The following is a 24,549-nucleotide window of genomic DNA, read 5'->3' as shown; positions in this document are numbered from 1 at the left end:
GGTCCCGGGTCAGGGCGCCGGAGGGGTCGACCCCTCCGGCCCGCCCTCGCGCCGCTTGAGCTCGTCCTCGCGGCGGCGCAGGTCCGCCTCCCAGTCCTTGAGGACCGCCTCGTCCTTCTCGTTCTCGCTCTTCAGCGACTTGAGGAAGTCGGGATTGTCGTCCGGCGCCACCCACTGCTGCCGGTGGTTGCGGTGCCATTCGGACGGCGTGCGGCCTCCGGCGGGCACCTGGCGCAGCTTGCCCGCGGCCAGCCACACGATCGGGCCGACGATCCAGAACAGCAGGATGATGAAGACCCAGGCGACCTTGGGCAGGTGCTTGGCCTCGTCCTCCGGGGTGTTCAGGCAGTCGATGAACGCGTAGATCGTCAGCGCCAGAGGCAGGAGATAGATCAGGGCCCGGAGCATGGTGGAAAGGTCCCCCCGAGGAGATTCGGCGGGGCCGATGCCCCGCCCGGTGACGCGCCCAGAGTAGCGGGCGGGTGATGCCGGCGGCCTCGCACGCTACGGAGCGGGCTCCCTGGCCCGGTGCGGCTCACTTCCCCGGCCGCGGTCTCCCTCGGCCGTGGCATCCGGGCCGTGCGCTTCCTCGTCGACGAAGGGTTCGCGCGCCCGCGCCGCGTACGGCTCGCCCTGTTCGTCGGCGCCGCGGCTGTCATGGCCGTCCCTCAGCTTCGGGCGTCAACACGGTGGAGGCGGAAGCCTGGTGACGGCGCGTCAGTTCCCACTCGCGGTGAGGCGGTGTCCGGCTGCGCGCTCTCTTGACGGGGGTCCGGCCGTGAGTATGGTCTAGACCTAGGGCCGGACAGGCCCTCCAGGTGAGCCTCGGTCGCCCGTGCGCGGCCGATGGCGCGCGAAGGGATTGCGGGGCGGCGCCCCCTCGCCACCGGCCGCATCCGCGTGTGCACCGTGTCCGGTACCTCACGCCACGGGACCGCGCCGGTGCGGGCGCGTCCTGATGCTGCCGCCCCCCGGCAGCCCCTTCAGCGAAGGAGTCGGCATGAACACCAAGCGCGGACTGGCCTTAGTGATCGGGGCGGGGATAGCCCCCCTCATCGCCGTGGCCCTCCCCGCCACCACCGCGAGCGCGCACGGATACGTGTCCTCGCCCCCGAGCCGTCAGGCCCAGTGCGCCACGGGCCTCGTCGCCTGCGGCTCCATCAGGTACGAGCCGCAGAGCGTCGAGGGGCCGAAGGGGCTGCAGAGCTGCAGCGGCGGCCACGCGGAATTCGCGGAGCTCGATGACAACAGCAAGGGCTGGAAGGTCACTCCCGTCGGCAGTTCCGCCGACTTCTCCTGGCAGCTGACCGCCCGGCACGCCACGAGCAGCTGGCAGTACTTCGTCGGCGGCACGAAGGTGGCGCAGTTCAACGACGGCGGCGCCCAGCCCGGGGCCACGGTCACCCACCGGGTGAACTTCGGCTCCCTCACCGGCCGCCAGAAGGTCCTCGCCGTCTGGAACATCGCCGACACGGCCAACGCGTTCTACGCCTGCGTCGACGTGCAGATCGGCGGCGGTGGCGGCGACCCGGGTGACCCGGGTGACCCGGAGGATTGCGCGGCGCCGGCCTGGGACGCCGGACGCGTCTACAACGCCGGGGACACCACCTCCCTGAACGACCACACCTGGCGGGCCAAGTGGTGGACGCAGGGCGAGCGGCCCGGCACCACCGGCGACTGGGGTGTCTGGGAGGACCTCGGCGCCTGCTGACGTCCTCACCCCGGCCGGGCCCCGGCACGGAGCCGCCTCTCCGCGGGACACCGCGGAGAGGTACGGCGGCCCCCGACGCGGGGGGAGCCCCGGCGGCCGACGCCAGGGGGGATGACAGACTGGACGGCATGGCTTACGACGATCTTCGATCCCTCCTCCGGGCTCTGGAGCGCGAGGGCGAGCTCAAGCGCATCAAGGCCGAGGTCGACCCCTACCTGGAGGTCGGTGAGATCGTCGACCGGGTCAACAAGGCCGGCGGACCCGCGCTGCTCTTCGAGAACGTCAAGGGCTCGTCGATGCCCCTGGCCATGAACGTCTTCGGCACCGACAAGCGCCTCCTCAAGGCGCTCGGGCTGAAGTCCTACGCCGACATCAGCGACAAGATCGGCGGGCTGCTCAAGCCGGAGCTGCCGCACGGCTTCGTCGGCGTCCGGGAGGCCTTCGGCAAGCTCGGCACGATGGTGCACGTACCGCCGAAGAAGGTGAAGCCGGAGAACGCCCCCGTCCAGGAGGTCGTCCTCACGGGCGACGACGTGGACCTGGACAAGCTCCCCGCGCTGTTCACCTGGCCCAAGGACGGCGGCTCGTTCTTCAACCTGGGCCTCACCCACACCAAGCACCCCGAGACCGGCGTACGGAACCTGGGGCTCTACCGCCTCCAGCGCCACGACCGCCGCACCATCGGGATGCACTGGCAGATCCACAAGGACAGCCGCAACCACTACCAGGTCGCCGCCAAGCGCGGGGAGCGGCTGCCGGTCGCCATCGCCTTCGGGGCGCCGCCCGCGGTCACGTACGCCTCGACCGCACCGCTGCCCGGGGACATCGACGAGTACCTCTTCGCCGGGTTCATCCAGGGCAAGCGCATCGAGATGGTCGACTGCAAGACCGTGCCGCTCCAGGTCCCGGCCAACGCCGAGGTCGTCATCGAGGGGTGGCTGGAGCCCGGGGAGATGCTTCCCGAGGGGCCGTTCGGCGACCACACCGGCTTCTACACGCCGCGGGAACCGTTCCCCGCGCTGACCATCGACTGCGTGACCATGCGGAAGCGGCCGCTGCTCCAGTCCATCGTGGTCGGCCGGCCGCCGACCGAGGACGGGCCGCTGGGGCGGGCCACCGAGCGGTTCTTCCTGCCGCTCCTCAAGATCATCGTGCCGGACATCGTGGACTACCACCTGCCGGAGTCCGGTGGTTTCCACAACTGCGCGATCGTCTCGATCGACAAGAAGTACCCGAAGCACGCCCAGAAGGTGATGAGTGCGATCTGGGGCGCGCACATGATGTCGCTGACGAAGCTGATCGTCGTCGTGGACTCCGACTGCGACGTCCACGATCTGCACGAGGTGTCCTGGCGGGCGCTCGGCAACACCGACTACGCGCGCGACCTCACCGTCGCCGAGGGGCCCGTCGACCACCTCGACCACGCCTCCTACCAGCAGTTCTGGGGCGGCAAGGCGGGCATCGACGCGACGAGGAAGTGGCCCGAGGAGGGCTATACCCGGGACGGGGGCTGGCCGGACATGGTCGAGTCCGACCCGGACACGGCGGCGAAGGTCGACCGCCGTTGGAAGGAATACGGACTGTGAGCGCCGCCGAAGCGACCCTGGGCTCCGGGCCCGCGCAACCGAACAGCAAGGTCAAGGCGTTCCTGCGGCTCGTGATGATCGAGCACTCGGTCTTCGCGCTGCCCTTCGCGTACATCGCCGCCCTGACCGCGATGTTCCTGGACGGCGGGTCGGTCCAGTGGGTGACCCTGCTGCTGGTCACCGTCGCCATGGTGGGGCTGCGGACGTTCGCGATGGCCGCGAACCGGATCATCGACCGCGAGATCGACGCCCGCAATCCGCGCACCGCGGGCCGTGAGCTGGTGACCGGTGCGGTGTCGGTGAGGTCGGCGTGGACGGGCGCGCTCGTCGCCGTCGTGGTGTTCCTCGGGGCGGCGGCCCTGTTGAACCCGCTCTGTCTGGCGCTCGCGCCGCTCGCCGTGGTGCCGATGGTCGTCTACCCGTACGGCAAGCGGTTCACGAACTACCCGCACGCCATTCTGGGCATCGCGCAGGCCATGGGGCCGGTCGGCGCCTGGCTGGCGGTGACGGGCAGCTGGTCGTGGGACGCGGTGATCCTGGGGCTGGCCGTCGGCGTCTGGATCGGCGGCTTCGACCTGATCTTCGCCTGCCAGGACGTGCAGGCCGACCGCGCCCACGGCGTGCTGTCCGTCCCGGCGCGCTTCGGTGTGCCGGCGGCGCTGTGGGGGGCGCGGGTCTGCCACGTGGTGACGACGGGCCTGCTGGTCTGGTTCGGTCTTGCCGCGGAGGCCGGGCTCTTCTACTGGGTCGGCATGGTGATCGTCGCGGTGGCCTTCGTGTACGAGCACCGGGTGGTGCGCCCGCACGACCTCTCACGGCTGAACCGGGCGTTCTTCCAGGTCAACGGGTTCATCGGGATCGCGCTGTTCGCGTGTGCGCTGCTGGACCTGCTGGCGCGGGGTCTGACGGTGTAGTACCCGTCGCGGGCCCCAACTCCTGACGCGCCGGTGCGTCGGGGTGCCGGATAGGCTCGGGGGTGTGGATTCCGGGACTTCAGTGAGTCAGCAGCAGCGAAAGCCTTGGATTGTCGGGGTTTCGGGCGCTTCGGGCACCCCATTCGCCGCCTCCGTGCTGCGCGGTCTGCTGGCCGCGGGGGAGAGCGTCGATCTGGTGGTGAGCCGGGCCTCGCGGCTGACGCTGCTGGACGAGACGGGGATCGCGTTCCGCGACGCGCACTGGCGGGAGGACCTGGCCGGCTGGCTGGCGCGGGGAGCGGACGGCAAGCCGCACACCTTCGACGTGGACGTGTCCGGGGTACGGCACTGGGCGGCCGGCGATCTGGCGGCGGGGCCGTCCTCGGGGTCGTACCCGGCGAAGGGGATGCTCATCGTGCCCGCGTCGACGGCGTGTGTGGCCGGGGTGGCGCTCGGGCTCTCGAAGGACCTGCTGCAGCGGGCCGCGAGCGTGACGCTCAAGGAGCGGCGGAAGCTGGTCGTCGCGGTGCGCGAGACGCCGCTGAACGGCCAGACGCTGAGGCACATGGTGACCCTGGACGAGGCGGGCGCGGTCGTGCTGCCCGCCTCTCCGGCGTTCTACGCGGGTGCGACGCACATCCAGGATCTGGTGGACTTCGTCGCGGGGCGGGTGCTGGACGCGGCAGGGGTGCCGCACCGGCTGTACCGCCGCTGGGAGGGAGAGCTCGGTGGCGGCTCTCGCGGCTGACCCGGGCGGGGTCAGCGCTTCTTGGGGGCGCGCGGGTTGCGGGTCCTGTCGACCCGGTGGGCCGCGGCGGGCTGGTGGGCACGCGAGCGGTTGGCCAGGTCCTGCAGCTCGCGCATCCGGGCGTAGGCCATCTCGATCGTGTACACGGTGTTCTCACTCCTGAGGATTCGAAAGCGTTTTTTGGAAGTTCAGAAAGATTTGCAGGCTCTGAGGCCTGTGCGCCTTAGATTCTACACGTAGACTCGCGATACTGCTGAACAATGGAAGGTTTCAGTCACATGGACGCGGTGGACAGGCAGCTCATTCAGGCCCTCAGGGAGAACGGCAGGGCCTCGTACGCCGAGCTGGGGCGGCTCGTCGGGCTCTCGGGGCCCAGCGTCACCGACCGCATCAACCGGCTGGAAACCGCCGGTGTCATCACCGGATACCGCGCCACCGTCGACGCGGCCTCGCTCGGCCTCGGGGTCACGGCCCTGATCGGCATCTCGCTCTCGGACGCCGCCGACCACGAGGACGTCGCGCGCCGGCTGAAGGACCTCGCGGAGATCGAGGACGCCTGGTTCATCGCCGGCGACGACTCCTACATGCTCAAGGTCCGGGTCGGTGACGTCGACGGTCTGGAGAAGACCATTCGCCGCCTCAGCGGCACCAAGGGCGTCTCCCGGACGCGTACCACGATCGTGCTGTCCACCAAGTGGGAGAACCGGGTCGGCGACCTCCCGGAAGAGGGCTAGGCGTACGGTGAGCTGAGTTCGTTACGGAGAGAAAATGGGAGGCGCCCTAGTGGACGCGGGACTCAAGCGCGAGCTGGAGCAGAAGGTCCGGGACGGTGAGCGGCTGACCCGTGAGGACGGGATCGCGCTCTACGAGTCCGACGACCTGGCCTGGCTCGGCGGTCTGGCCCATGAGGTGCGTACGCGCAAGAACGGCGACGTCGTCCACTTCAACGTCAACCGCCACCTCAACATGACCAACGTGTGCACCGCCTCGTGCGCGTACTGCTCCTTCCAGCGCAAGCCGGGGGAGAAGGACGCCTACACGATGCGGATCGAGGAGGCCGTCCGCCTCGCGAAGGCGATGGAGGGCGAGAGCCTCACCGAGCTGCACATCGTGAACGGGCTGCACCCCACCCTGCCGTGGCGCTACTACCCGCGTTCGCTGAGCGCGCTGAAGGAAGCGCTGCCGCAGGTCTCCCTCAAGGCGTTCACCGCCACCGAGATCCACCACTTCGAGACCATCTCCGGGCTGTCCGCCTCCGAGATCCTCGACGAGCTCATCGAGGCCGGTCTGGAGTCGCTGACCGGCGGCGGTGCGGAGATCTTCGACTGGGAGGTCCGCCAGCACATCGTCGACCACGCCACCCACTGGGAGGACTGGTCGCGCATCCACCGGCTCGCGCACGAGAAGGGGCTCAAGACCCCGGCGACGATGCTGTACGGGCACATCGAGGAGCCTCGTCACCGCGTCGACCACGTGCTGCGGCTGCGTGAGCTGCAGGACGAGACGGGCGGCTTCCAGGTCTTCATCCCGCTGCGCTACCAGCACGACTTCGTGGACATGAAGGACGGCAAGATCCGCAACAAGCTCCAGGCGCGGACGACGATGGCGACCGGCGCGGAGGCGCTGAAGACCTTCGCGGTCTCCCGGCTGCTGTTCGACAACGTCCCGCACGTCAAGGTCTTCTGGGTGATGCACGGCGTGCAGACCGCCCAGCTCGCGCTCCAGCACGGCGCGGACGACATGGACGGCTCGGTCGTCGAGTACAAGATCACGCACGACGCGGACAACTACGGCACGCCGAACAAGCTCGGCCGTGACGACCTGCTGGACCTGATCCGCGACGCCGGTTTCCGTCCCGTGGAGCGCAACACCCGGTACGAGATCATCCGCGAGTACCCGGGCCCGGACGCGGAGCGGCGCGAGTCACCGCAGCCGATGCGGGTCTGACCCGGCGGCGCGCCCCGTCGCGCGCAGCGTGAACGAAAGCTCCGGCCGCCGTCCCCGGCCGGAGCTTTCTCGCGTTCCGGACGGTGGTTGAGCCGACCAACCGTAATGGTTAATCTGCGCCTATGGCACTTACGTTTGAGCTGGATCCGAAGTTCGACCGGTCGGTTCGCGACGGGATAGCCGCGCTCTGGGCCGATGTGTCCAACGCGGGGGGCGCGGTGGGCTTCGTGCCGCCCGTGACGGCCGACGACATCCGGCCCGAGCTGGTCAAGCACCTGGTCGCCATGGCCGAGGGCCGCACCCGGCTGCTCGTCGGCTACGACGAGGAGGGCGCCGTCGCCGCCACGGCCTTCCTCGCCCACAACACGCACCGGCTCATGGGGCACTGGATCTGGCTCTACACCGTCATGGTCCACCCCCGTCACCAGGGCCGCGGCTACGGACGCGACCTGATGGCCGCGGCCGCCGACGCCGCGCGCACCATCGACGGCATCGAGGCGATCCGGCTCACCTGCCGGGGCGGCACGGGCGCCGACCGCTTCTACGGCGCCTGCGGTTACAAGGAGGTCGGGCGGGTCCCCGGGGCGATCCGGGTGGCCGAGGGCGATGACCGCGACGACATCATCATGCTGCTGCACCTCGGCTGAGCGCGCCCGCGGCCCCGGCGCGCGGTTATGCGCAGCCTGCCGAACTGATCGATTGTGGGGCATGCTTCACTGGTCGGGCAGGACTGTCGTACGTAGAGAGAAGGCCAGCTGTGTCCGCTGCCAAGCCGAGCGCAACGATCCGGTACACCGCGATGCGTCTCAGCATCTTCGTCGGCTGCTTCGTCGTCGCCGCCATCGCCGTCAACTTCGGGCTCATCCCCTCCGGCGCGGGAGGGTCCAACATCGTCTGGGTCATCCTGCTGGCGCTGGTGCTCTCCGCGCCGCTCAGCTACGTACTGCTGCGCAGGCAGCGTGACGAGATGTCCGAGCAGATCGTGTCCTCGGTCGACCGCGCCAAGGCCCGCCTCGAAGCGAACCGCACGCGCGAGGACAGCGTCACCCAGTAGTGGTTCCGTGAGGGCGACGTAAGGGCTTTGTAAGCTTCCTCACACTCACCCCCTTTCTCTTCGAAACCCCGGCACCGGAGCGAGCGCTCCTGTACTGGGGTTTTCGTGTGTCCGGAGCCGGGTCCGGGTCGCGGCGGCCCCGTGAACGGCTCGGCGGCCGCCCCCGGGGCCCAAAGAACACCTTTGAGGTTCTCAAAGTTCAAGTGTTAACGTGTTCGACATGAAGACTGCTGTGCGCCTCCGACCTGCCGCGAGCACCCCGCTCGTGGAGCGCCTTCATGTCGATCTCTGCCGCTGTATGTCCGCGGTCTGTTGCCGCAACGTCTGAACCGGCATCATGCAGCGGCGCCGCCCCTGACGCGGGCGCCGCACCCCCGTCCCCCGCACACCGTCCCCGTGCGTCCCGATGCGTCACATCTGGAGTGTGTCCGTGTCCGCGAACCCCGCGTCCACCACCACCGATGAGCCCTCCGGCTCCGGTTTCCGCATACCCAAGGTCCCCTTCTGGGCCCAGATCGTCGCCGGCCTCGTGCTCGGCGTGCTCCTGGGCTGGCTGGCCCGCAGCCAGGACATCAGCTGGCTCTACACCACGCTCGACAAGGTCGGCCACATCTTCGTCCAGCTGCTGAAGCTGGCCGTCGCGCCCCTCGTCTTCTTCGCGATCCTGGTGTCGATCACCAACCTGCGCAAGGTCAACAACGCCGCCCGGCTGGCCACCCGCACGCTGCTCTGGTTCATGATCACCTCGCTCATCGCGGTCGCCATCGGCCTCGCGATCGGCCTGATCACCAACCCGGGCTCCGGCACCGGCCTCACGCCGAAGGACGGCAAGCTCCCGGAGCACTCCGGGTCCTGGCTCGACTTCCTGACCGGCATCATCCCGGACAACGTGATCACGCCGTTCACCGAGCTGAACGTCCTCCAGATCGTCTTCATGGCCGCCGTCGCCGGCATCGCCGCGCTGCAGCTCGGTGAGAAGGCCCAGCCGATCCTCACCCTCAGCGAGTCCGTCCTGGAGCTCCTCCAGAAGGCCCTGTGGTGGGTCATCCGCCTCGCCCCCCTCGGCACCGTCGGCCTCATCGGCTACGCCATCGCCGACTACGGCTGGGACCTGATCGGCAAGTACGCGACGTTCACCGCCGACGTCTACATCGGCTGCGCCCTGGTGATGTTCGGCGTCTACCCGCTGCTGCTCGCCACCGTCGCCAAGGTCAGCCCCCTCCAGTTCTTCAAGGGCGCCTGGCCCGCGATCCAGCTGGCCTTCGTCTCCCGCTCCTCGGTCGGCACGATGCCGGTCACCCAGAAGGTCACCGAGCGCCTCGGCGTCCCGAAGGAGTACGCCTCCTTCGCGGTCCCGTTCGGTGCGACGACCAAGATGGACGGCTGCGCCGCGATCTACCCGGCGCTCGCCGCGATCTTCATCGCGCAGATCTTCGACGTGCAGCTGGGTGTCGGTGACTACATCCTCATCGCGTTCGTCTCGGTGATCGGTTCGGCGGCCACCGCCGGTCTGACCGGCGCCACGGTCATGCTGACCCTCACGCTGTCGACGCTGGGCCTCCCGCTGGAGGGTGTCGGCCTGCTGATGGCGATCGACCCGATCCTGGACATGATGCGGACGGCTACGAACGTGGCCGGCCAGGCGCTCGTCCCGGTGATCGTCTCGGCCCGCGAGAAGATCCTCGACCACGACGCGTACAACTCGGCGACGGCCTCCCCGGTCGACGACGAGGCGCCCGCGCCCGAGCCGGAGCGCGTGCCGGTCGCCGCCTGAGGCAGGGCCGGGACGGCCTGCCGACACCGCTGGAGAAGCCCTCCGCCGAGCCTGTGCGCCGGCGGGGGGCTTCCGCGTGTCACGGGGAACCGGGGCGTGGACGTCCGCTGCGCGCCCCGGTCCCGGCGGGCTGTCAGGGGTGCTGGACGACCACTTCCGGGTTGGCCGGGGAGGGGCCGTCGAGGAGCGGCTGCTCCCGGCCCCGCAGGTGCAGGTCGAGGAAGGCCGCCACGTAGTCGCGGGTGATCCGTGCCGAGCGGTCACCGGAGAGCGGCGCCTCGGGGTCGACCGGCAGGCCGAGCTGTTCGCCGAGTCCCGGGATGTCCGTGAAGGTGAAGTGACCGGAGCCCTGGACGGTCAGCCAGCGCTTCCAGCCGTCCAGGCGCTGCCAGCCCTCGTCCCAGGATTCGTCCCCGCCCGTGGGGTGGTGGAACGAGTCGGTGCCGAGCATGAGGAACGGGCGGCCGCCGAGTCCCGAGCGGGGGATCGGGTCGAAGAAGGTGCCGTCCATGTTGACCCCCGCGTCGACGCGGGGATCGGCGAGCATCGCGGAGGCCGCGGCGCTGCCGCCGATGGAGTGGCCCACGGCGGCGACCCGCCGCCGGTCGATCATGTGCGACTTCTTCCAGGCGGGGCGGGGGCCGGTCAGCCGGTCGAGCACGAAGGAGAGGTCGTCGGCCCGCCCGGTGGAGACGGTCTTCAGCACCTTCCGCTCGGCCGCCTCGTCCGGCGCGGCCTCGGCCACGTCACAGGCCGCGCACGTCAGCACCCGCCCGCCGGGGAAGGCGGTGCCGGTGGACTCGTAGGCGTGATCGACGCTCGCCACGACGTAGCCGCGGCTCGCGAGGTCCTCCGCGAGGGAGGTCAGAGTGGCGCGGGGCGTGCCGAAGCCGGGGGAGAGCAGGACCAGCGGGAACCGGCCGTGGGCGGCGCGGGCGTCCGCGCGGGCGTGGGTGGAGGTGGAACTGACGACGGTGGCCGGGACGATGCCGTCCAGTCCCCGCTCCGCCAGCATCAGCCGGGCCTCCTCGGTGCTCATGTAGGAGGCGGGGCCGCTTCCGCCGCCGGGCCGGGCCGGGTAGTGGACCGACACCATCAGTTCGCGGTCCCCGGCCCCGGGGACCCAGGGGTCGGTGCGGCTGTGGTCGGTGAGGTGCAGGACGTCGGCGCCGACGGCGTACGGGCCGGTCGGGCGGGGCAGTTCGAGCGCCACGGCGGACGCGGCCGGCGTGGGTAAGGGGGCGGACACGGCGTGGGCGGTGACGGCGGGCGTGGCCAGCAGGACCAGGGCGGTGAGGGCGGCGGCTGTCCTTCTGCGGAGTCTGATCGTCATACCTACGGACCCTAGGGGCGGGCCTCGTGCGAAGGCGTCGGCCTCCGGTGTGATCCGTGGGATACCGGAGTCGTACGTCGCGCCCGCGGTGTGGTCCCGTGGGACGACTTCCGGTCGCCGTGACCGGCCCGCCCCCCTGCCGCACCCCGGGGCCCGGGCCCGCCCCGTACCCTTACCGAGGAGTAGCGCAGCGGGGGCGGGAGGAAGTCGACGTGGGTGCTGTGAAGAGCAAACGGATGCCGCGCGCGGTGCGTGAGCAGCAGATGATGGACGCCGCGGTACGGATTTTCGGGCAGCGCGGTTTCCGTGCCGCCTCGATGGACGAGATCGCCGAGCTGGCCGGGGTGTCCAAGCCGTTGGTCTACCTCTACCTGAACTCCAAGGACGAACTCTTCTCCGCCTGCATCAGGCGTGAGGCGAACGCCCTGGTCGCGGCGGTGCGGGCGGGGGTGGAGCCGGGGCAGGCGGCGGATCGTCAACTGTGGGAGGGGCTGCGGGCCTTCTTCACCCACACGGCGCGGAACCCGGACGGCTGGGCGGTGTTGTACCGGCAGGCGCGGACGCACGGGGAGCCGTTCGCCGGTGAGGTGTACGTGATGCGCGAGGAGATCGTTGCGTTCGTGACGGGTCTGATCGGGGCCGCCGCGCGCGAGGTGCACCATGATCCGGCCCTCGCGGACCGCGATGTGGCGGGACTGGCCCAGGCGTTGGTGGGCGCCGCGGAGTCGCTCGCCGGGTGGGCGAACGAGACTCCGGGCGTCTCGGCCAAGGAGGCGGCGGCCACCTTGATGAACTTCTCCTGGGCCGGTCTGGAGAACCTGATGAACGGCCGCCCCTGGCTGCCGCCGGGGCAGTCCGGGGGGCCGGCCTGAGGGCGGTCAGCGCTCCGCGGGCCTGGCGGCCGCCGTCCCGGTCAGGTGGACGCGGTCGCCGTCGCGGAGCTGGAAGGCGGCGCCGTCCGAGGCGTAGGTGACGGTGCCGGGCAGCAGGACGGGGGCCCTGAAGTCGGCCCGCACCGAGTGGACCAGGTGGGGCCGCGGGGCCTCGGCGAGGCAGCGGGCCACGGTCCACATGCCGTGGGCGATGGCGCGGGGGAAGCCGAACAGCCGGGCGGTCAGCGGGTACAGGTGGATCGGGTTGCGGTCGCCGGACGCGGCCCCGTAGCGCCGCCCGAGGTCGGCGGGGAGCCGCCACTCGGCGACGGCGGGCAGCGACGCGGTCTCACCGGCGGGCGGGGCGGGGGCCGCCGGGGCCGTCCCCGTACGCGTCGCGTGGCGCGACAGGTAGCCGCTGCGGGACTCCCACACCAGCTTGCCCGCCCGGCGCGCCTCGGTGACCACGGTGACCTCGGTACCGCGCCGGTGCGGCGACAACTCCTCGGCGTGCACCATGAGTTCGAGTGGGTCCGAGGGGTGGAGCACCTCGTGCGCGGTGATCTCGATCCACGTGTGCACGAGTCCGGTGACCGGCAGCGGGAAGCGCCGCCGGGTCATGAGCCGCATGGCGAGCGGGAAGGCCAGGACGTGGGGGTACGTCACCGGCAGGGCGTCCGGCCCGGTGAAGCCGCAGATCCTGCGGTACGCGGCCAGGGGGCCGGGGGCGACCGGTACGGCCGGCAGGCGCGGGCGGTCGGACGGCAGCGTGGCGCCCGGCCTGCCCGCGCGTTTGAACGGGGAGGTGGCGGCGCCGCGCGCCAGGGAGAGGGGCAGGCTCGGTGTCCGGGTCACCCTCACGCTCCCAGCAGGCTCTGGCCGCAGACCCGGACGACCTGGCCGTTGACGGCGCTCGACGCGGGCTGGGCGAACCAGGCGGTGGTCTCGGCGACGTCGACCGGGAGGCCGCCCTGCGCGAGGGAGTTCATCCGGCGGCCGGCCTCCCTGATGAGGAGGGGGACGGCCGCGGTCATCTTCGTCTCGATGAAGCCGGGGGCCACCGCGTTGACCGTGACGCCGTGGTCGGCGGCGGCGCGCGGGGCGAGCGAGCGGACCAGGCCGATGATGCCCGCCTTGCTGGCCGCGTAGTTCGTCTGGCCGTTGTTGCCGGCGATGCCCGCGATGGAGGCGGTGGCGACGATCCGGCCCCCGCGGTTGACCGTGCCGGCCTTCAGCAGGGCGTCGGTGGTGCGCAGGACGCTGTCCAGGTTGACGTCGATGACCGAGGCCCAGCGGTCGGCGGGCATGTTGGCGAGGCGCCGGTCCCGGGTGATGCCGGCGTTGTGGACGAGGATGTCGAGGCCGTCCGGGACCGCGGCGGCGATCCGTTCGGCCGCGTCGTCCGCGGTGATGTCCAGCGGCAGGGCGGAGGCGCCGAGCCGGTCGGCGGTGCGGACCAGGTCCTCCTGGGCCTGCGGGACGTCCAGGCAGATGACGTGGGCGCCGTCCCGGGCGAGGACGGAGGCGACCGAGGCGCCGATGCCGCGGGCCGCGCCGGTGACCAGCGCGGTGCGGCCGGTGAGCGGGGCGGCCCAGTCGGCGACGGGATCGGGAGCGGCGTCGGTCACCTCGATGACCTGACCGCTGATGTACGCCGACCGGGGGGAGAGCAGGAAGCGCAGGGTGGACGCGGCGCCGGCGACCGCGCCGGGCGCGATGCGCACCAGCTGCACGGTGGCGCCCTTGCCGATCTCCTTGCCGAGGGAGCGCACGAACCCTTCGAGGGCCTGCTGAGCGGCGGCCTGGTGGTGGTCGTCCGGGGACGGGCGCACCCCGAGGACGACGATGCGGCCGCCGGGGGCGAGTGAGCGGACGACCGGGTGCAGGGCGGCGTGCACCGCCCCGAGCCCGGCGGCGGTGTCGACGGCCGTCGCGTCCAGGACGATTCCGGCCGGCCGGTCGGCGCGGGCCACGACCTCCGGGCCGCAGGCGGCGAGGACGGCGCCGAGTTCGTCCGTGACGGCGGAGTCCCCGGCCGTGAGGTGGACGACCGGGCCGGGAAGCGACGGGGTCTCCAGCGTCCAGCGGCGCAGCCGCTCGGGCTGCGGCAGGCCGAGCTTCCGGGTCAGAAACCGGCCGGGTGCCGTGCCGGTGAGGTGCAGATAGCGGTCGGCCATTGTCCAGACTCCCTGCTCGGTCGTAGATTTACTCTGGAGTAAGGTTACTCAAGAGTCAGGAGTTGGTCGAGATGAGTTGGTCGAATTGATCCCCCTCGCACTCCCGCAGCCCCGCCGGGTCGCGGTCATCGGCGGCAGCCGCATCCCGTTCGCACGCTCCGACGGCCCCTACGCGCAGGCCTCCAACCAGCAGATGCTCACCGCCGCGCTGGACGGTCTGGTCGAGCGGTTCGGGCTCCAGGGGCAGCAGGTCGGCGAGTTCGCCGCGGGCGCGGTCCTCAAGCACAGCCGGGACTTCAACCTGGCCCGGGAGACGGTGCTCGGCTCCCGGCTCGACCCGCGCACCCCCGCCTACGACATCCAGCAGGCTTGCGGCACCGGCCTCCAGGCCGTCATCGCCGTCGCCGACAAGATCATGCTGGGGGCGGTCGACTCCGCGATCGCGGGTGGCGCGGACACCACGAGCGACGCGCCGCTCGGCGTCAACGACGAGCTGCGCCGGCTGCTCCTGTCGGCCCGGCGCGCGAAGTCGACGGGCGGCAAGGCCAAGGCCCTGGCGGGGGTGCGTCCCCGGCACCTCGTCCCGGACATCCCGCGCAACGCCGAGCCGCGCACCGGCCTCTCGATGGGCGACCACGCGGCGGTCACCGCCCGGCAGTGGGAGATCGGACGGGCGGAGCAGGACCTGCTCGCCGCCACCAGCCACCAGCGGCTCGCCGCCGCGTACGACCGGGGGTTCCTGGACGACCTCGTCGTCCCGTACCTCGGCCTTGACCGCGACCAGAACCTGCGCCCCGGCTCCACCGTGGAGAAACTGGCCACGCTGAAGCCGGTGTTCGGCACGGACCATCCGGACGCGACGATGACCGCGGGCAACTCGACCCCGCTCACGGACGGCGCCGCGACCGTGCTGCTGGCGAGCGAGGAGTGGGCCGAGCGGCACGGCCTGGAACCGCAGGCGTACCTCTCCCTGTACGAGACGGCCGCGGTCGACTACGTGGACGGCGAGGACGGGCTGCTGATGGCGCCCGCGTACGCCGTGCCGCGGATGCTGGAGCGGGCCGGTCTGACGGTGGAGGACTTCGACCTCTTCGAGGTGCACGAGGCCTTCGCCTCCCAGGTCCTGGCCACCCTGGCCGCGTGGGAGAAGCAGGGGCTGGCGCCCGTGGACCGGGACAAGCTCAACGTGGCGGGGTCCTCCCTCGCCACCGGGCACCCGTTCGCGGCGACGGGCGCACGGATCGTGGCGACCCTCGCCAAACTCCTCGCGGAGCGGGACGCCCCGGGCCGCGGACTGATCTCGATCTGCGCGGCGGGCGGACAGGGAGTCACCGCCATCCTCGAACGCGTCTGAACGGTAGAGAAGTTGAGCACGGTCCGGCGCAGGCATCAGGGCCTGCCGCCGGACGGACCAGGTGAACCCGCCCGACCCCGATGCCGAGGAGCCGCACGTGTCCACGCGATCCGCCCCACCCACCGCCCCGTCCACCCCCGTCCTGGTCGAGCCGACGAAGGTCAGGGCCGCCGACGGCAGCGTCCAGCAGGTCTCCGTACCGGCGTTCGCCCGGCCCGTCCGCCGCGGCTCGCTCGCCGAGATCCCGTTCGACAACGCCCGTGAGGCCCCCGCGGACGCCGTGCTCAGCCGCAAGCAGCCGGACGGCACCTGGCAGGACGTGACGGCGGCGGAGTTCGCGGCCGAGGTCCTCGCCGTCGCCAAGGGCCTGATCGCGGAGGGCCTGCGGGGCGGCGACCGCATCGCGATCATGGCGCGCACGACGTACGAGTGGACCCTGCTCGACTTCGCGTCCTGGGCCGCCGGCCTGGTCACCGTCCCCATCTACCCGACCTCGTCCGCCTTCCAGGCCCGCTGGATACTCCAGGACTCCGGCGCGGTGGCCTGCGCCGTCGAGACGGCCGAACAGAGTCGAGTCATCAGCCAGGAACGCAAACAGCTCGGCGGCCTGGCCCACCTCTGGCAGTTCGACACGGGCGCGCTCGGGCGGCTGAAGAAGCTCGGCGAGGACGTCCCCGACGCCGTCGTCGCGGCCCGCCGCGCCACCCTGGAGCCGGAGTCTGCGGCCACCCTGATCTACACCTCGGGCACCACCGGCCGCCCCAAGGGCTGCGTCCTGACGCACGGCAACTTCTTCGCCGAGGTCGACAACGCCATCGAACTGCTGCACCCGGTCTTCAGGTCCGTCAGCAAGTACCCGGCGTCCACCCTGCTGTTCCTGCCGCTGTCGCACGTCTTCGGCCGGATGGTCGCGATCGGCTGTCTGCGCGCCCGGGTCCGCCTCGGCCACGCCCCGTCGATCAGGACCGAGGACCTGCTCGCCGACCTGGCCGGCTTCAAGCCGTCGTTCCTGCTGGCGATCCCGTACGTACTGGAGAAGGTCTACAACACCGGCCGGGCCACCGCCGAGAAGATGGGCCGGGCCTCGTCCTTCGACCGGGCGGCCCGGATCGCCCAGCGCTACGGCCAGGCCGTCGAGGCGGCCGAGCACGGCACGGGCCCCGGCCCGGGCGTGGGTCTGCGGGCGGCACGCGCGCTGTACGACCCGCTGGTCTACCGCCGCATCCGGGCCGCGCTCGGCGGCCACGTCCGCCACGTGATCTGCGGCGGTTCCCCGCTGGGCCGCCGGCTCGCCGCCTTCTACGCGGGCGCCGGCATCGAGATCTTCGAGGGCTACGGCCTGACGGAGACCACCGCCGCCGCCACCGTCACCCCGCCCCTCAAGCCACGCCTGGGCACGGTCGGCTGGCCCCTGCCGGGCACCGCCGTACGCATCGCGCCGGACGGCGAGGTGCTGCTCAGCGGCGGCCAGGTGTTCCAGGGGTACTGGGACACCGCACGCGGCGCGGCCGTCCCCGTCCTGGACGGCGGCTGGTTCGCCACCGGGGACCTGGGCGCGCTCGACGAGGACGGCTACCTCACGATCACCGGCCGCAAGAAGGACATCATCATCACCTCGGGAGGCAAGAACGTCACCCCGGCCCCGCTGGAGGACTGGCTGCGCGCCCACCCGCTGGTCAGCCAGTGCATGGTGGTCGGCGACAACCGCTCCTTCGTCACCGCCCTGATCACCCTGGAGCCGGACGGGCTGGCCCACTGGCGCCAGATGAAGAAGAAGGGGGACGTGCCGATCGGCGAGCTCGTCCACGACGAGGAACTGCGCTCGGCGCTGCAGCGCGCGGTGGACGAGGCCAACCGGCTCGTCTCGCGCGCGGAGTCGATCCGCAAGTTCACCGTACTGACCGTGGACTTCACCGAGGAGGGCGGCCATCTGACGCCGTCCCTGAAGCTGAAGCGGGACGCGATCGCGCGGGACTTCGAGGCAGAGATCGAGGAGCTGTACCGGAAATGACTTCCGCTCCCCGCCCAATGGACGGGGATTCCTGCCACGGCTGGTTGGCCGTCTCGGCGGGTTCCTGCTTCTTCGCGCTGTGCCGGGATCAGGGATCCCGGTCTTACCTGCGCTCGACAGGCTGATACCGCCAGTCCGGCGGCCAGTGCGACGTTGACCGCCGCGTTGATGTCCCGGTCCAGGACTGCCCCGCCCCCCTGGCACTGCCAGACACGGACGTGTAGGGGTTTGGGGCCGTCCTTGGTACCGCAGGCGGAGCAGTCCTGGCTGGTCGGCTCGAAGCGCCCGATCCTGATGAAGTCTCGCCCGCACAAGGCGGCCTTGTACTCCAGCATCGCGACGAACGACGCCCACCCCGCGTCATGCACGGACTTGGCCAGACGTGTGCGGGCGAGTCCTTTGACCGCCAGGTCCTCCACAGCCACCGCTGGGTTATCGCGGATGATCCGTGTGGAAAGCTGGTGGTGGAACTCGCGCCGCGCATCAGCGACCTGCGCATGAGCACGGGTAACCCGTCAGGTTATAGCTGTACATAAGAACATTCGTGCCGATTGTCACCGGCCCGCGCCGCTGGCGATCCCCTGAGTGCCTACTCGCCGGCCACCCCTTGCCTGATGAGGCGTCAGGTACGACGATGACCCCGCTTGTCATGTGACGAGCCGTCAGATTCGTGTCAGGGTCACCAGGGGAAGGAGGCCGTTCGGTGCCGATACCGCCCACCGGACCGCTGTCGTACGGGATGCAGCTTCCGGTCCAGTCGCAGAGCGCCATCTACGCGGAGCCGTGGGAGGCCGGCGCCACCCCGGCCGACCTCGCCGAGATCGCCCGCACCGCCGACCGTGCCGGCTTCACCTATCTGGCGAGCTGTGACCATGTCGCCATCCCCCGCAGGCTCGCGGGGGCGATGAGCACCGTCTGGTACGACCCCGTCGCCACGCTCGCCTTCCTCGCGGGGATCACCGAGCGCGTGCTGCTCATGAGCCATGTCGCCGTCGTCGGGCTGCGGCATCCGCTGGCCACGGCCAAGCAGTACGCCACCCTCGACCACCTCAGCGGCGGCCGGCTGATCCTCGGGGTCGGGGCCGGGCACGTGCGGGAGGAGTTCGAGGCGCTCGGGGCGGACTTCGACGGGCGGGGCGCCGTTCTCGACGAGAGCATCGACGCGCTCAAGGCCGCGCTCGGCCCCGACGAGTACCCGGAGTTCGCGGGGGAGCGGTTCGCCTTCAGCGGGCTCGGGCAGCTGCCACGGCCCGCTCAGGAGCGGGTGCCCGTCTGGGTGGGCGGGTCGTCGCCCGCGGCGGTGCGGCGGGCCGCCGTGCGCGGGGACGGGTGGCTGCCGCAGGGGGACCCACGGGAGAAGCTGCCCGCGCAGATCGGCCGGCTGCGCGCGCTCCGCGAGGAGGCGGGGGTCGCCGAGCCGATCGTCGTCGGGGCCATCACCGAACCGCTGTACGTGGGGGAGCCGGGCTGGTCCGTGGGGCGGCGCACGCTCAGCGGGAAGCCGGAGGCCCTGGCGGAGTCGCTGCGGGAGTACGGCGCGATGGGCGTGCACCAGATCCAGGTGCGCTTCCGCAGCCGCGGCAGGAATGAACTGACCGACCAGATGGCGGCGTTCGCCGCCGACGTCGCACCTCACCTCGACAACCTCGACAGGTAGGAGTCAGGCCATGGGCAAGCTGGACGGGCGGGTCGTGCTGATCAGCGGCGCGGCGCGCGGGCAGGGTGAGCAGGAGGCGCGGCTGTTCGCCGCCGAGGGTGCGCGGGTGGTGCTCGCCGACGTGCTCGACGAGCAGGGCGAGGCCCTCGCGAAGGAGCTGGGCGAGGACGTCGCGCTCTTCACACACCTGGACGTGAGCCGGGAGGCGGACTGGCAGGCCGCCGTGGCCGTGGCGAAGGACGCCTTCGGGAAGATCGACGGGCTGGTCAACAACGCGGGGATCCTGCGCTTCAACGAGCTGGTGTCCACGCCGCTGGAGGAGTTCCAGCAGGTGGTGCAGGTCAACCAGGTGGGGGCGTTCCTGGGGATCAGGACCGTCGCGCCCGAGATCGAGGCGGCCGGCGGCGGGACCATCGTCAACACGTCCTCCTACACCGGGCTCACCGGCATGGCGTTCGTCGGCGCGTACGCCGCGACCAAGCACGCCGTGCTGGGTCTGACCAAGGTGGCGGCCGTGGAGCTGGCCGCGAAGGGCATCCGGGTCAACGCCATGTGCCCCGGCGCCGTGGACACCCCGATGACCAATCCGGCGGCGCTGGACCCGGACGCGGACCCCGAGGAGACGGCGGAGGCCGTGGGCGCGCTGTACAGGAAGCTCGTGCCGCTCGGCCGGATCGGCCGGCCCGAGGAGGTGGCGGCGCTCGCGCTCTTCCTGACCTCGGACGACTCCTCGTACATCACCGGTCAGCCGTTCGTCATCGACGGAGGGTGGCTGGCCGGCGTCAGCCTCTTCTGACCGGGCCGCCCGAGCGCCGCGACCTGACGAGCCATCAGGTATTGACGGGTCGGGGTGTCGGTGGAACAGTCGGACGCAGCAGAATCTGACGGTGTGTCAGAAACGATTGAGGACGGTGAACCCCCTTGGAATTCGGGCTCTTTGTACAGGGGTACGTGCCCGCCGCGCGGGCCAAGGCCGACCCCGGGGCAGAGCACAAGGCGCTGATCGAGGAGACCGAGTACGTCATCCAGGCGGACAAGTCCGGCTTCAAGTACGCCTGGGCCTCCGAGCACCACTTCCTGGAGGAGTACTCGCACCTGTCGGCCAACGACGTGTACCTGGGCTATCTCGCACACGCCACCGAGCGCATCCACCTCGGCTCCGGCATCTTCAACCCGCTCGCCCCGGTCAACCACCCGGTGAAGGTGGCCGAGAAGGTCGCCATGATGGACCACCTCTCGGAGGGCCGCTTCGAGTTCGGCTCCGGCCGCGGGGCGGGTACGCACGAGATCCTCGGGTTCATGCCGGGCATCACCGACATGAACCACACGAAGGAACTCTGGGAAGAGACCATCGCCGAGTTCCCCAAGATGTGGCTCCAGGACGAGTACGTCGGCTTCCAGGGCAAGCACTGGTCGCTGCCGCCGCGCAAGATCCTGCCCAAGCCGTACGGGAAGTCGCACCCGGCGATGTGGTACGCGGCCGGCTCGCCGCCCTCGTACGCCATGGCCGGGAAGAAGGGCCTCGGCGTGCTGGGCTTCAGCGTGCAGAAGGTCTCCGACATGGAGTGGGTCGTCGAGTCCTACAAGAACGCCGTCAAGGACGCCGAGCCGGTCGGTGACTTCGTCAACGACAACGTGATGGTGACCTCGACGGCGATCTGCGCCGAGACCCACAAGAAGGCCGTCGAGATCGCGGTGGGCGGCGGGCTGAACTACCTCCAGTCGCTGCTGTTCCGCTACCACGACACGTTTCCCCGGCCGGAGGGGATCCCGGAGTGGCCGGAGCTGCTGCCGGAGTACTCCGAGGAGATCATCGAGCTGCTGATCGCCGAGGAGCTGATGATCTGCGGCGATCCGGACGAGGTGCTGGGGCAGTGCCGGCGGTGGGAGCAGGCGGGCGCCGACCAGCTGAGCTTCGGGCTGCCGATCGGGATCAGTCCCGAGGACACGATGAACTCGATCAAGCTGATCGGTGAGCACGTCATTCCCAAGATCGACACGGACCCGGTCCACCGGACGACGCGGTTCCGCGACGCGGCCTGACCGCGAGCCGCTCCGGCTGTCGAGGAGCGGAGGTCCGGGGGCGGGGCCCCCGGTCACACACGGGCGGCGTCTTCCCGGACCGCCGCTCCACGGGCCGGGGTGCGTACCGCGGCCGTACGCACCCCGGCGCACACCTTTGCCCCGGACACCACGGGAGGGACCCCGTCATGCTCGACCACCTCATCCGCGGAGCGACCGTCGTGGACGGCAGCGGCGGGCCCTCCTACTGCGCGGACGTCGGCATCCGCGACGGACGCGTCGCCGTCATCGCGGAGCCCGGCACCGTCGCCGAGGACGCCGCGAACTCCGAGGACGCCACCGGCCTCGTCCTCGCGCCCGGCTTCGTCGACCCGCACACCCACTACGACGCCCAGCTCTTCTGGGACCCGTACGCCACCCCGTCGATGAACCACGGGGTCACCACCGTCGCCGGCGGCAACTGCGGGTTCACCCTCGCCCCGCTCCACCCGGACCGTCCCGAGGACGCCGACTACACGCGGCGCATGATGGCGCGGGTCGAGGGCATGGCGCTGAAGGCCCTGGAGGAGGGCGTCGACTGGAGCTGGTCCAGCTTCCGCGAGTACCTCGACGCGCTCGACGGGCGGATCGCCGTGAACGCGGGCTTCATGGTCGGGCACTGTGCCCTGCGCCGCCACGTCATGGGCGCGGACGCCGTCGGCGGGCAGCCCACCCCCGCCCAACTGGACGCCATGCTCGCCCTCTTCCACGACGCGATGGACGCGGGGGCGTGGGGCCTGTCCACCACCCAGTCCTCCACGCACTCCGACGGCGACGGGCAGCCGGTCGCCTCCCGGCACGCGCTCCCCGAGGAGCTGCTCGCCCTGTCCCGGGCCGTCGGGGAGCACGAGGGCACGCAGATCGAGGCGATCGTGGCCGGCTGCCTCGACCAGTTCTCGGACGAGGAGATCGACCTCCTCGTCGACATGACGGCCGCCGCCGGACGCCCGCTCAACTGGAACGTCCTGACCATCGACGCCGCCGTCCCCGCACGCGTCCCGCGCCAGCTGATCCCCAGCGAACGCGCCCGCCGCGCGGGCGGCCGCATCGTCGCGCTGACGATGCCGATCCTCACCCCCATGAACATGTCCCTCGGCACGTTCTGCGCCCTCAACCTGATCCCGGGCTGGGGCGACATCCTCGCCCTGCCCGTACCCGAGCGCATCGAGCGGCTGCGGGACGCGGACACCCGGGCCGAGATGCTGCGCCGCGCCGACAGCAAGGAGGCGGGCGTCTTCCGCCGCCTCGCGAACTTCGGCCGGTACGTCATCGGCGACACCTACAGCGCGGCGAACGAGGGCCTCAGCGGCCGTGTCGTGAAGGACATCGCCGCCGAGCGCGGACTGGACCCGTTCCACTGCCTCGTCGAGATCTGCGCGGCCGACGACCTGCGTACGGTCCTGTGGCCGATGCCCACCGACAACGACCCCGACTCGTGGGCGCTGCGGCAGCGCACCTGGGAGCACGAGGACGTGCTGCTCGGCGGCTCGGACGCGGGCGCCCATCTGGACCGGATGTGCGGCGCCCCGTACACCACCCGCTTCCTCGGCGACTGTCTGCGCGGCCGCAAGCTCGTGCCGCTGGAACGGGCCGTCAAGATGCTGACCGACGACCCGGCCCGCCTCTTCGGCCTCCGCGACCGCGGCCGCGTCGAGGAGGGCTTCCACGCCGACCTCGTCCTCTTCGACCCCGAACGCGTCGACGCGGGGCCCGCCACCCTCGTCCACGACCTGCCCGGCGACAGCCCCCGGCTGGACTCCAAGGCGCTCGGCATCGTGTCGGTCCGCGTCAACGGGGTGGAGACCCTGCGCGACGACAAGGTGACCGGCGCGGTCCCCGGCACGGTGCTCCGTTCCGGCCGCGACACCCGGACGGTGAGCACGACATGACCACGGCGCCCCAGCGGCTGTTCATCGACGGCGAGTGGACCGAACCGGCCGCCGGCCACTACGAGGTCGTCGACCCGGCCACCGAGGAGGTCGTCGGTCTCGCCCCCGAGGCGAGCCGCGCCCAGGTGTACGAGGCGGCCGCGGCGGCCCGTGAGGCGTTCGGCGCCTGGTCCCGCACCCGCCCGGAGGAACGCGCCGCGATCCTCGACCGCGCCGCGGACCTGATGCAACGCGACTTCACGGCCAACGCGGCCCTCGCGCAGGCGGAGAGCGGCGCCACCACCGGGACGGCCCGCGGGATGCAGGTCGCCGTGGGCGCGGCCCGCTTCCGGCGGTACGCCAAGGGAGCGCTGGAACCGGTCGAGGAGGCCGTGCCGCCGCAGATCAACGAGGCCGGGCCGATGGGCCGGGCCGGCATCTTCGGGGCGCTCGCCGGCCGCCGGCCGGTCGGTGTCGTCACCTGCGTCACCTCGTACAACAACCCCTGGGCCAACCCGGCCGGCAAGGTCGCGCCCGCGCTCGCGATGGGGAACACGGTCGTGGTGAAGCCGGCCCCCCAGGACCCGCTCTCCGTCTACCGGATGGCCGCGGCGCTCGCGGAGGCGGGCGTGCCGGCGGGCGTCGTCAACGTGGTGAGCGGCTCCGGCGCGGAGGCGGGTGAGGCCGCCGTGGACTCCCCGGACGTCGACATGGTCAGCTTCACCGGTTCCACCTCCGTCGGGCAGCGCATCGCGGAGGTCTGCGGCCGGCACATGAAGCGACAGCTGATGGAGCTCGGCGGGAAGGGCGCCGCCGTGGTGCTCGACGACGCCGACCTCGACTCGGCGGTCGCGGGCATCGGGACGACGTTCTCCTTCTACAGCGGTCAGATCTGTACGGCTCCGACCCGCGTCCTGGTCCAGCGGGGCGTCCACGACGCGCTGATCGAGAAGCTCACCGCGTACGCCGGGCATCTGCCGGTCGGCGACCCGAGGGCGAAGGGCACGGTCGTCGGCCCGGTCATCTCGGCGGCCCACCGCGACCGCGTCGAGTCGTACGTGGAGCTGGGCCGCAAGGAGGGCGCCCGGGTCGTCACCGGCGGCGAACGCCCGGACCCGACCGGCCGGGGGTTCTACGTCGCGCCGACCCTGCTGGCCGACTGCACCAACGACATGCGCGTGGCGCGGGAGGAGATCTTCGGTCCCGTCGTGGTGGTCGTCCCCTTCGACGACGAGGAGGAGGGCGTCGCGCTGGCCAACGACAGCGACTACGGACTGATCGACTACGTCTGGTCCGGCGACGTGGCCCGCGCCTTCCGCATCGCCCGGCGGCTGCGCGCGGGCGGGGTCGGGGTGAACACCATCGGCCGCAATATGGAGGCCCCGTTCGGAGGGTTCAAGCGGAGCGGTGTCGGGCGCGACGTCGGCTCGTACGCGCTGCACGCGTACAGCGAACTCCAGGCGATCGTCTGGCCGGGCTGAG

General features: G+C 71.4%; 22 protein-coding genes and 1 pseudogene. 17 read left to right on the top strand and 6 right to left on the bottom strand.

Annotated features, from left to right (window positions below):
- Positions 1-9: 9 nt before the first annotated feature.
- A complete protein-coding gene (locus tag ABZ454_RS06725; protein WP_356313534.1) occupies positions 10-408 on the bottom strand; it encodes a PLD nuclease N-terminal domain-containing protein in 399 nt (132 codons plus the stop codon).
- A gap of 592 nt (positions 409-1,000) precedes the next feature.
- Here ABZ454_RS06725 and ABZ454_RS06720 point away from each other — a divergent pair.
- The 4 genes from ABZ454_RS06720 to ABZ454_RS06705 all read left to right on the top strand — a co-directional run bounded on the left by ABZ454_RS06720 (position 1,001) and on the right by ABZ454_RS06705 (position 4,959).
- Entirely contained in the window at positions 1,001-1,711 is a 711-nt protein-coding gene (locus ABZ454_RS06720; protein WP_359536372.1) for a lytic polysaccharide monooxygenase, read from the top strand.
- Between the two features lie 128 nt (positions 1,712-1,839).
- A complete protein-coding gene (locus tag ABZ454_RS06715) occupies positions 1,840-3,297 on the top strand; it encodes a menaquinone biosynthesis decarboxylase (protein ID WP_359536371.1) in 1,458 nt (485 codons plus the stop codon).
- Positions 3,294-4,211 (top strand): menaquinone biosynthesis prenyltransferase MqnP, encoded by a 918-nt coding sequence (gene mqnP, locus ABZ454_RS06710; RefSeq protein ID WP_359536370.1) that lies wholly within the window; start codon positions 3,294-3,296, stop codon positions 4,209-4,211. Before ABZ454_RS06715 ends, mqnP begins: the two co-directional genes overlap by 4 nt.
- 82 nt (positions 4,212-4,293) lie before the next feature.
- Positions 4,294-4,959 carry a UbiX family flavin prenyltransferase gene (locus tag ABZ454_RS06705; RefSeq protein ID WP_356313519.1) on the top strand — a complete coding sequence of 222 codons (666 nt, stop codon included), beginning with the start codon at positions 4,294-4,296 and terminating at the stop codon, positions 4,957-4,959.
- A gap of 11 nt (positions 4,960-4,970) precedes the next feature.
- Here ABZ454_RS06705 and ABZ454_RS06700 read toward each other — a convergent pair whose 3' ends face one another.
- A complete protein-coding gene (locus tag ABZ454_RS06700; RefSeq protein WP_356313510.1) occupies positions 4,971-5,105 on the bottom strand; it encodes a hypothetical protein in 135 nt (44 codons plus the stop codon).
- Between the two features lie 132 nt (positions 5,106-5,237).
- Between ABZ454_RS06700 and ABZ454_RS06695 the strand changes: the two genes are divergently transcribed.
- The 5 genes from ABZ454_RS06695 to ABZ454_RS06675 all read left to right on the top strand — a co-directional run bounded on the left by ABZ454_RS06695 (position 5,238) and on the right by ABZ454_RS06675 (position 9,734).
- A complete protein-coding gene (locus tag ABZ454_RS06695; RefSeq protein WP_311311891.1) occupies positions 5,238-5,693 on the top strand; it encodes an Lrp/AsnC family transcriptional regulator in 456 nt (151 codons plus the stop codon).
- A gap of 49 nt (positions 5,694-5,742) precedes the next feature.
- Positions 5,743-6,906, top strand: coding sequence for an aminofutalosine synthase MqnE (gene mqnE, locus ABZ454_RS06690; RefSeq protein WP_356314355.1), 1,164 nt, complete (start codon positions 5,743-5,745; stop codon positions 6,904-6,906).
- Positions 6,907-7,028: 122 nt separating this feature from the next.
- On the top strand, positions 7,029-7,553 hold the full coding sequence (locus ABZ454_RS06685) for a GNAT family N-acetyltransferase (protein ID WP_359536369.1): 525 nt from the start codon (positions 7,029-7,031) through the stop codon (positions 7,551-7,553).
- A 152-nt stretch (positions 7,554-7,705) separates the two neighbouring features.
- Positions 7,706-7,960 (top strand): DUF4229 domain-containing protein, encoded by a 255-nt coding sequence (locus ABZ454_RS06680; RefSeq protein WP_356313503.1) that lies wholly within the window; start codon positions 7,706-7,708, stop codon positions 7,958-7,960.
- 430 nt (positions 7,961-8,390) lie between these two features.
- Complete coding sequence (locus tag ABZ454_RS06675; RefSeq protein WP_359536368.1) at positions 8,391-9,734, top strand: dicarboxylate/amino acid:cation symporter; 1,344 nt, start codon at positions 8,391-8,393, stop codon at positions 9,732-9,734.
- Between the two features lie 133 nt (positions 9,735-9,867).
- Here ABZ454_RS06675 and ABZ454_RS06670 read toward each other — a convergent pair whose 3' ends face one another.
- On the bottom strand, positions 9,868-11,067 hold the full coding sequence (locus tag ABZ454_RS06670) for an alpha/beta hydrolase (RefSeq protein WP_359536367.1): 1,200 nt from the start codon (positions 11,065-11,067) through the stop codon (positions 9,868-9,870).
- A 236-nt stretch (positions 11,068-11,303) separates the two neighbouring features.
- On the opposite strand from ABZ454_RS06670, the gene ABZ454_RS06665 reads away from it, so the two are divergent.
- On the top strand, positions 11,304-11,939 hold the full coding sequence (locus ABZ454_RS06665; protein ID WP_359536445.1) for a TetR/AcrR family transcriptional regulator: 636 nt from the start codon (positions 11,304-11,306) through the stop codon (positions 11,937-11,939).
- A gap of 6 nt (positions 11,940-11,945) precedes the next feature.
- Here the strand turns inward: ABZ454_RS06665 and ABZ454_RS06660 are convergent, their stop codons facing one another.
- Together ABZ454_RS06660 and ABZ454_RS06655 are read right to left on the bottom strand one after the other, a co-directional pair.
- Complete coding sequence (locus ABZ454_RS06660) at positions 11,946-12,794, bottom strand: MaoC/PaaZ C-terminal domain-containing protein (RefSeq protein ID WP_359536366.1); 849 nt, start codon at positions 12,792-12,794, stop codon at positions 11,946-11,948.
- Positions 12,795-12,796: 2 nt separating this feature from the next.
- Positions 12,797-14,116, bottom strand: coding sequence for a 3-oxoacyl-ACP reductase (locus tag ABZ454_RS06655; protein ID WP_359536365.1), 1,320 nt, complete (start codon positions 14,114-14,116; stop codon positions 12,797-12,799).
- A gap of 76 nt (positions 14,117-14,192) precedes the next feature.
- Here ABZ454_RS06655 and ABZ454_RS06650 point away from each other — a divergent pair, with 76 nt between their 5' ends.
- Both ABZ454_RS06650 and ABZ454_RS06645 read left to right on the top strand, forming a co-directional pair.
- A complete protein-coding gene (locus ABZ454_RS06650) occupies positions 14,193-15,470 on the top strand; it encodes an acetyl-CoA C-acetyltransferase (RefSeq protein ID WP_359536364.1) in 1,278 nt (425 codons plus the stop codon).
- 97 nt (positions 15,471-15,567) lie between these two features.
- Positions 15,568-17,481: an AMP-dependent synthetase/ligase gene (locus ABZ454_RS06645; RefSeq protein ID WP_359536363.1), complete on the top strand. Its 1,914-nt coding sequence runs from the start codon at positions 15,568-15,570 to the stop codon at positions 17,479-17,481.
- A gap of 56 nt (positions 17,482-17,537) precedes the next feature.
- On the opposite strand, the pseudogene ABZ454_RS06640 reads toward ABZ454_RS06645, so the two are convergent.
- Positions 17,538-17,996, bottom strand: a pseudogene (locus tag ABZ454_RS06640) (RNA-guided endonuclease TnpB family protein); the annotation flags it as partial.
- Positions 17,997-18,184: 188 nt separating this feature from the next.
- On the opposite strand from ABZ454_RS06640, the gene ABZ454_RS06635 reads away from it, so the two are divergent.
- The 5 genes from ABZ454_RS06635 (at position 18,185) to ABZ454_RS06615 (ending at position 24,548) form a co-directional block, all read left to right on the top strand.
- Entirely contained in the window at positions 18,185-19,138 is a 954-nt protein-coding gene (locus ABZ454_RS06635) for an LLM class F420-dependent oxidoreductase (RefSeq protein ID WP_359536362.1), read from the top strand.
- A gap of 10 nt (positions 19,139-19,148) precedes the next feature.
- Positions 19,149-19,934 (top strand): glucose 1-dehydrogenase, encoded by a 786-nt coding sequence (locus ABZ454_RS06630; RefSeq protein WP_359536361.1) that lies wholly within the window; start codon positions 19,149-19,151, stop codon positions 19,932-19,934.
- A 125-nt stretch (positions 19,935-20,059) separates the two neighbouring features.
- Positions 20,060-21,181, top strand: coding sequence for an LLM class flavin-dependent oxidoreductase (locus ABZ454_RS06625; protein WP_359536360.1), 1,122 nt, complete (start codon positions 20,060-20,062; stop codon positions 21,179-21,181).
- 167 nt (positions 21,182-21,348) lie between these two features.
- Positions 21,349-23,088 (top strand): D-aminoacylase, encoded by a 1,740-nt coding sequence (locus ABZ454_RS06620; protein WP_359536359.1) that lies wholly within the window; start codon positions 21,349-21,351, stop codon positions 23,086-23,088.
- Complete coding sequence (locus tag ABZ454_RS06615) at positions 23,085-24,548, top strand: aldehyde dehydrogenase family protein (RefSeq protein ID WP_359536358.1); 1,464 nt, start codon at positions 23,085-23,087, stop codon at positions 24,546-24,548. The genes ABZ454_RS06620 and ABZ454_RS06615 overlap by 4 nt, the downstream gene beginning before the upstream one ends.
- The last annotated feature ends 1 nt before the right edge of the window (position 24,549 follow it).

The sequence above is a fragment of the Streptomyces sp. NPDC005803 genome (assembly GCF_040630435.1).
Lineage (GTDB): Bacteria > Actinomycetota > Actinomycetes > Streptomycetales > Streptomycetaceae > Streptomyces.
The sequence above is the reverse complement of the archived record's forward strand: the minus strand, read 5'-3'. Positions and strand labels throughout refer to the sequence as shown.